This window comes from Bacillus daqingensis (genome assembly GCF_042654445.1).
Lineage (GTDB): Bacteria > Bacillota > Bacilli > Bacillales > Salisediminibacteriaceae > Alkalicoccus > Alkalicoccus luteus.
The window spans coordinates 341,989-349,061 of record NZ_JBHSGK010000005.1 but is presented as its reverse complement, the minus strand read 5'-3'; the positions used below and the strand labels follow the sequence as shown (position 1 = coordinate 349,061).

The following is a 7,073-nucleotide window of genomic DNA, read 5'->3' as shown; positions in this document are numbered from 1 at the left end:
AAAAGCGGAACCGGACACATCCGGCACCGCTTTTTTTGTTTCATAAAGGGCTTTTGAGACAGCCCCTCTTGCTGAATAAGTGCGGTATGAATGAAATTACGCCTTAAAGCTGACTGTTTCCTCTGACGCTTCAACCGTAGCCGCTGCTTCTTCGTGCTGTGCTTCTTCCATATCTTTTACTCGCTCAATGTCTGCACCGAGAGCGAGAAGCTTTTCCGTAAAGCCAACGTAGCCGCGGTCGATATGCTTCAGCTCCGTCACGCGCGTCCGGCCCTCTGCGACCAGACCTGTGAGAACGAGTGCAGCACCTGCGCGGAGGTCCGTAGAGGCTACTTCTGCTCCCTGCAGCGCAACTGGTCCGTTTACGATTGACGTACGTCCCTCAATTTTAATATCTCCGTTCATGCGGCGGAATTCCTCCACGTGCATGAAGCGGTTTTCAAACACCGTTTCTGTGATCACGCTGTTGCCCTCTGCGATCAGCATCATCGCCATCATCTGCGACTGCATATCGGTCGGGAAGCCAGGATGCGGCATCGTCTTGATATCGACTGCCTTCAGCTTTTCCGGTCCGATGACGCGGAGGCCGGTTCCCTCTTCTTCAATGTGAACACCCATCTCTGTCATCTTTGCAATGACTGGACGAAGATGCTCCGGCAGAACGTTTTCCACCAGCACGTTGCCGCCGGTGATGGCCGCAGCTGCCATGTACGTTCCTGCTTCGATACGGTCCGGAATAATCGTGTGATCAGCACCGTGGAGTTCTTCCACGCCGTCGATGCGGATCGTGCCTGTACCGGCACCGCGGACTTTTGCGCCCATCGCGTTCAAATACGTTGCGAGGCAGACAATTTCAGGCTCTTCTGCCGCGTTCTCAATGATCGTCGTGCCTTCAGCCATGGAGGCTGCCATCATAATGTTTTCCGTTGCGCCAACGCTTGGAAAGTCGAGATAGACCTTGTCGCCTTTAAGTCGGCCGTCCACTTTCGCTTCGATAAAACCGTTGCCGATTTCCACTTCCGCTCCCATTGCTTCGAAGCCTTTTAGATGCTGGTCAATTGGACGGGATCCGATTGCGCATCCGCCTGGAAGTGCAATGCGGGCGTGGCCTTCGCGTGCAAGGAGCGGGCCCATGACGAGAAAGGATGCGCGCATTTTCCGCACGTATTCAAACGGTGCTTCTACTGCGAGATCCCGTTCAGCGTTCACCTGAATGTGATTCGTTCCATTATAGTCGACATCAGCGTTCAGATTGCGGAGCACCTCACTGATCGTATACACATCTGCAAGTGCCGGAACGTCATAAATGTTGCTCGTCCCCTTGCTGGCAAGAATCGATGCTGCGATAACCGGCAGTACAGCGTTTTTGGCTCCTTCAATTCGCACGGAACCGCTCAGACGCTGGCCGCCTTGTACAATAATTTTTTCCAATGCTTTCCCCTCCGTATCCATGTTGCGTTTTACAACTGGTAGTCGTGCCGCTTCTTATTAATTACAACGTTTAAAGACAGTGTCTGGTTCATTTTAAAGCTGTTTTTTTCTGCGCGTTGATAGAGCAATGCTGTACCCCTGTACAACAATGCATTGTTCCGGCATCATAGTATCTGATGCAGCCGGCATGTTCCCCGGTTCATGATGGTGCCGTACGATTGATATGTACGGGTCTCTAGTCGGCCGGTCAAAACATATAGCGCAGGGATGTTGCCCAGTTCAGGTAGTTCAGAATAAATCCGGTTACCAGATGGGTCAGTGCAAGCGTCGTCAGAATCATCAATGTTTTCACTTTGATCCCGTCAGGATCTTTGACAAATACATCAAATCGAAAGGACTGGATACACCACCAGACGATGACAAGCACCATCAGACTGATTAAAATGCTGAACAGTGACTGCTGTCCCAGTGATTCAAACATCATCTCATACCCTCCGAATACGCTCTGCTATGCGATTTCTTGTGAAAGTCTGCACGCTCCGCAGACTGGCACAAACTCTATCATAACGAAAAAACGTGCTGGCGAAAACCGCATTTAAGCATAAATCGAAAGAAAATGCTAGGTATTTGGAACGATTTTCGGACACATTTGCCAATTTTGCTGATAGTTGCACAGAAAAGCCAGAAAACAGCGCTATTTTGCCTAAAAAGCACTTATTACTCTCATTCACTATTTCCAGCAAATTTAACCCTCTTTTTGTCATTAAACTGTAATATTTGCTGGAAGAAGCCGCTCTATGAGGCAAAGGAAGCGTTTCATCCTGATGCTGCATCTCATTAGACGAGTTATGGTTCGAGACGTTTCACTTTATCGGATATTTTACGGGAAGTTTGGAATATTTTCTTTCATGGAGAGGTTGGATCAGCGGTTCAGCGGTTCGGGGATGCTCGGGCGGACATCCATCCGGCGAATTTCAGCGCCCGCTGTTTTAGCGGAACGTTTTTATTTCAGGCGTCGAACTTATTAAACGGAGCCGTAACCTTATCATTTGGGGGCTTAAACTTTTCATTCTGGCCGGGAAACGTATTAGTGTTATCATCCGGCGTTCGCTATACAGAAAATCTGTTCATTTCCCTCTCCGAAGTTATCATTCTCTTCGGCCACTTTATCATTTCCCCCCTGCACACAGAAAAAACCGGACACCTGGTAAGGCGTCCGGTTTTCTTTTTAACCCTGGGCGACGTCGAGTCGGTTCAACGCGCGCTTTAATGCCAGCTCGGCGCGGCGGAAATCAATGTTTTCCTTTTTCGCCTCTTGGAGTCGGCGCTCGGCGCGTTCCTTCGCGGCGCGGGCCCGGGTAATATCAATGTCAGACGGCAGCTCTGCGGATTCAGCAAGCACGTTGACCTCATCGCCGCGGACTTCCATGAAGCCGCCGCTCAGTGCGATGAGCTGGACCTTGCCATCCTGCTTGAGGCGGACTGGTCCGATATCGAGCGGAGTCACGAGCGGAAGGTGGCGCGGCAGGATGCCGAGCTCTCCTTCGATCGTTCTCACGCTGATCATGTTCACTTCTCCGTCAAATACGGTGCCGTCTGGAGTGACGACGTTCGCTTGCATCGTACTCACCGGTCACCCTCCTTCTCGAAAGACCGCCTTCTGTCATGAGACAGAAGCGGGCGCTTCGATTTGCTGATGGCTTCGTGCCGGCAGCTCGTGCCGGACGTGAGGCCGTGTATTAGGACATCTGCTTCGCTTTTTCGACAACCTCTTCGATACGGCCGACGAGACGGAAGGCATCTTCCGGAATGTCGTCGTATTTGCCTTCGAGGATCTCCTGGAAGCCTTTAATTGTTTCTTTAACCGGCACGTAAGAACCTTTCTGCCCGGTGAACTGCTCGGCTACGTGGAAGTTCTGCGACAGAAAGAACTGGATACGGCGCGCACGGGATACGGTCAGCTTGTCTTCTTCAGACAGCTCGTCCATACCAAGGATCGCGATGATATCCTGGAGTTCCTTGTACTTCTGCAGTGTTTCCTGTACTTCACGTGCCACCGCATAATGCTCATCGCCGACGATTTCCGGAGAAAGCGCACGGGATGTTGATGCGAGCGGATCCACCGCTGGATAAATACCCATTTCGGAAAGCTTACGCTCCAGGTTCGTCGTTGCATCAAGGTGTGCGAACGTCGTTGCTGGTGCAGGGTCTGTGTAGTCATCGGCAGGTACGTAGATCGCCTGGATCGATGTAACAGAACCTTTCTTCGTCGACGTGATTCGCTCCTGCAGCTGACCCATCTCCGTAGAGAGTGTCGGCTGATACCCTACCGCGGAAGGCATACGTCCGAGAAGGGCGGATACTTCCATACCGGCTTGAGTAAAGCGGAAGATGTTGTCGATAAAGAGCAGTACGTCTTTTCCTTCGTTATCACGGAAATGCTCTGCCATAGTGAGTCCAGTCAGGGCTACACGCATACGTGCACCCGGCGGCTCGTTCATCTGGCCGAAAACCATTGCCGTCTGGTTGATAACACCGGAATCCTTCATTTCGAAGTAGAGGTCGTTCCCTTCACGGGTACGCTCCCCTACGCCGGCAAATACGGAAATACCTTCGTGCTCCTGAGCGATGTTGTTAATCAGCTCCTGGATCAGAACGGTCTTTCCTACTCCGGCACCGCCGAACAGACCGATCTTACCACCTTTTACGTAAGGGGCAAGCAGGTCTACGACTTTGATGCCTGTTTCAAGAATAACCGTTTCCGTCTGAAGCTCATCATATTCTGGAGCTTGACGGTGAATCGGGTTGCGCGGTGCGTCTGCTGCAATTTCTTCATCGAGGTCGATGTTTTCACCGAGTACGTTGAAGACGCGGCCGAGCGTCACATCCCCGACTGGAACGGAAATAGGGCGACCTGTGTCGAGTACTTCTGTGCCGCGGACGAGTCCGTCTGTAGAGGACATCGCAACCGTACGGACTGTATCGTCTCCGAGGTGAAGCGCAACTTCGAGCGTCAGGTCAATGCTGACTTCGCCTTCTGTCTGCGCCTTCTCGGAAATCGTGATGGCGTTGTTAATGTTAGGCAGGTGGCCGCGCTCAAACTGAACGTCTACTACCGGACCGGTAACCTGCGTGACGCGTCCTTTCATCATGGTCTTTCCTCCTCCACCTTAGCTGTCTTAGCTTTGTGCTGCGGCTCCGCCGACGATCTCGTTGATTTCCTGCGTGATCGCTGCCTGACGGGCGCGGTTGTAGCTGAGTGTCAGTTCGCTGATGCGGTTGTCTGCATTATCCGTTGCAGAGCGCATCGCGGACATACGGGCACCGAACTCACTGGCCTTTGCATCGAGCAGGGAGCCGTAAATCAGGCTTTCTGCGTAGTGCGGCAGCAGCTTTTCGAGAATCGTTTCGGCATCCGGCTCGTACAGGTAGGAAAGGCGTCCGGAAGATTCCTCTTTCGGCTCCTCTGCCTCCTCTACAAGGCTTGTGAGCGGAAGCAGCTTCGCTTCTGTTACCTTCTGGCTGATCGCACTGATAAAGTGGTTGTAGTGAATGAACACTTCGTCAAACACTTCATCGGTAAACATCTGCACCGTTGTTTCCGCTATATTTTTAATCTCTGCATATTCCGGCTGGTCAGCGAGACCGACGATTTCCTGGACGATCGGCATGTTGCGCTTCTTAAAGAAGTCGCGGCCGACTTTTCCGATGACGACGAGACCGTACTCCTCCTCGGAGCTGTGACGCTCCTGGATCAGCTGGTACGTTTCACGGAGAAGTCCGCTGTTGTATGCGCCGCAAAGTCCGCGGTCGGACGTGATGACGATGTAGCCGGTTTTGCGGATTTCCTGTCTCTCCTGAAGCATCGGGTGGGACACATCTTCAGAGCCCTTGGCGATGCTTGCGACTACCTCACGGATTTTGGCCTGGTACGGCTGAAACTGTTCAGCTTTCCCCTGGGCACGATTAAGCTTGGCAGCGGAAACCATTTCCATGGCCTTCGTAATCTGCTTTGTCTTTTTCGTGGAGCCGATCCGCGTTTTAATATCCTTCAGAGATGCCAACGTTCTTCACCACCTTTACTGCGGAAAAGCCGGGGAGGACTGCCTCCCCCGCTGTCTTTACATTAGTTTGAGGACTGGAACGTCTTCTTGAATTCGTCAATCGCACCTGTCATCGCTTCGTCTTCTGCGAGCGCGCCGGTGTCCTTGATTTGAGACAGAAGATCTTTTTTATTGTGCTCGAGGAACGTGTACAGCTCCGCTTCAAAGCGGCGTACATCTTCCACCTCGATGTCGTCAAGGTGTCCTCGCGTCAGTGCGAACAGAATGAAGACCTGCTTTTCAACCGGAAGCGGCTGGTTGAGGCCCTGCTTGAGCACTTCTACTGTACGGGCACCGCGGTCGAGCTTCGATTTCGTCGAGGCGTCGAGGTCGGAACCGAACTGCGCAAATGCTTCAAGCTCACGGTAAGAGGCAAGGTCAAGACGGAGCGTACCGGCTACCTTCTTCATCGCCTTAATCTGGGCGGAACCGCCTACACGTGATACGGAAAGACCTGCGTCAACGGCCGGGCGTACCCCGGAGAAGAAGAGGTTGGACTGCAGGAAGATCTGACCGTCTGTGATCGAGATCACGTTTGTTGGAATATAAGCTCCGATATCGCCTGCCTGTGTTTCAATGAATGGCAGTGCAGTCAGAGAGCCTGCTCCTTTGTCGTCGCTGAGCTTTGCAGCACGCTCAAGCAGACGAGAGTGAAGATAGAAAACGTCCCCTGGGAATGCTTCACGACCCGGCGGGCGGCGGAGCAGGAGGGAAAGCTCACGGTAGGCTGCTGCCTGCTTCGTGAGGTCATCGTAAATAACAAGCACGTGCTTGCCGTTGTACATGAACTCTTCACCCATGGAAACCCCGGCGTACGGCGCGAGGTAAAGAAGCGGTGCCGGCTGGGACGCACTTGCTGTAACGACGATCGTGTAATCGAGTGCGCCGTGCTGGCGAAGTGTTTCTACCACGCCTGCAACGGTTGATTCCTTCTGACCAATTGCGACATAAATACAGATCATGTCCTCTTCTTTCTGGTTGATGATCGTATCCATGGCAATCGCTGTTTTACCAGTCTGGCGGTCCCCGATGATCAGCTCACGCTGTCCGCGGCCGATTGGAATGAGGGAATCGATTGCTTTTACGCCTGTCTGAAGCGGCTCGTGTACGGACTTACGGTCCATGACACCAGGAGCGGCGCTTTCAATCGGGCGTGTTTTGGATGTTGCTACCGGGCCTTTGCCGTCAAGCGGCTGACCGAGCGGGTTGACAACGCGGCCGAGGAGCTCTTCCCCTACCGGTACTTCCATGATTCGTCCTGTACGCTTGACTTCGTCTCCTTCACGAATATCAACATACGGTCCGAGAATGATAATACCTACGTTGTTCTCCTCGAGGTTCTGGGCCATTCCCATGACACCATTGGAAAACTCGAGCAGTTCTCCGGCCATAACGTTCTCCAGGCCGTGAGCAACGGCGATCCCGTCCCCGACACGGATGACGGTACCGACATCATTTACTTCCATTTCAGATTCATAGCCTGCAATCTGCTGCTTTAGCAGCGAACTGATTTCATCGGCTCTGATGCTCATATATCGT

General features: G+C 52.7%; 6 protein-coding genes. All 6 read right to left on the bottom strand.

Annotated elements, in window-relative coordinates:
• Positions 1–96: 96 nt before the first annotated feature.
• Positions 97–1,431, bottom strand: a complete 1,335-nt coding sequence (murA, locus tag ACFO4L_RS07970) for a UDP-N-acetylglucosamine 1-carboxyvinyltransferase (protein ID WP_377909155.1) — start codon at positions 1,429–1,431, stop codon at positions 97–99.
• Between the two features lie 247 nt (positions 1,432–1,678).
• Positions 1,679–1,915, bottom strand: a complete 237-nt coding sequence (locus ACFO4L_RS07965) for a DUF1146 domain-containing protein (protein WP_377909154.1) — start codon at positions 1,913–1,915, stop codon at positions 1,679–1,681.
• Between the two features lie 744 nt (positions 1,916–2,659).
• Complete coding sequence (locus ACFO4L_RS07960; protein ID WP_168006024.1) at positions 2,660–3,052, bottom strand: F0F1 ATP synthase subunit epsilon; 393 nt, start codon at positions 3,050–3,052, stop codon at positions 2,660–2,662.
• Positions 3,053–3,170: 118 nt separating this feature from the next.
• Positions 3,171–4,583, bottom strand: a complete 1,413-nt coding sequence (gene atpD, locus ACFO4L_RS07955; RefSeq protein ID WP_377909153.1) for a F0F1 ATP synthase subunit beta — start codon at positions 4,581–4,583, stop codon at positions 3,171–3,173.
• Between the two features lie 27 nt (positions 4,584–4,610).
• Positions 4,611–5,495, bottom strand: a complete 885-nt coding sequence (gene atpG / locus ACFO4L_RS07950) for an ATP synthase F1 subunit gamma (RefSeq protein ID WP_377909152.1) — start codon at positions 5,493–5,495, stop codon at positions 4,611–4,613.
• 62 nt (positions 5,496–5,557) lie between these two features.
• Entirely contained in the window at positions 5,558–7,066 is a 1,509-nt protein-coding gene (gene atpA / locus ACFO4L_RS07945) for a F0F1 ATP synthase subunit alpha (RefSeq protein WP_377909151.1), read from the bottom strand.
• Positions 7,067–7,073: the final 7 nt, after the last annotated feature.

Excerpts from the sequence above, each read along its gene's own strand:
- atpD (WP_377909153.1), bottom strand. The coding sequence starts at position 4,583 with ATGATGAAAGGACGCGTCACGCAGGTTACCGGTCCGGTAGTAGACGTT.
- ACFO4L_RS07960 (WP_168006024.1), bottom strand. The coding sequence starts at position 3,052 with ATGCAAGCGAACGTCGTCACTCCAGACGGCACCGTATTTGACGGAGAA.
- atpA (WP_377909151.1), bottom strand. The coding sequence starts at position 7,066 with ATGAGCATCAGAGCCGATGAAATCAGTTCGCTGCTAAAGCAGCAGATT.
- ACFO4L_RS07965 (WP_377909154.1), bottom strand. The coding sequence starts at position 1,915 with ATGATGTTTGAATCACTGGGACAGCAGTCACTGTTCAGCATTTTAATC.